General features: G+C 67.1%; 1 protein-coding gene. It reads left to right on the top strand.

All coding sequences use genetic code 11. The features are described 5' to 3' along the window. A partial coding sequence (locus tag CVH10_RS22075; RefSeq protein ID WP_219924996.1) for a hypothetical protein occupies positions 1–258 on the top strand: 258 nt, incomplete at both ends.

The following is a 258-nucleotide window of genomic DNA, read 5'->3' as shown; positions in this document are numbered from 1 at the left end:
GCCATTTCGAGGCGCTGCGCACCGCCTCCTCCACCCCCATCACCCAGGGCCGCGCCTACTATTGGCTGGGACGGGCGGCAGAGGCCCGCGGCGAACGCGACGCGGCGCTGGGCTACTATCGCAACGGCGCTCAACACTGGCAGACCTTCTATGGTCAGTTGGCGGCCGAAAAGGCGGGCATGACCACGCTTCAGCTTCCGGGCGAACCCGTCCCGTCGCAGGCCGACATCGCTCGCTTCGAAGGCAATGAGATCGTTC

This window comes from Halomonas sp. ND22Bw, assembly GCF_003011945.1.
GTDB lineage: Bacteria > Pseudomonadota > Gammaproteobacteria > Pseudomonadales > Halomonadaceae > Halomonas > Halomonas halophila.
The sequence above is the reverse complement of the archived record's forward strand: the minus strand, read 5'-3'. Positions and strand labels throughout refer to the sequence as shown.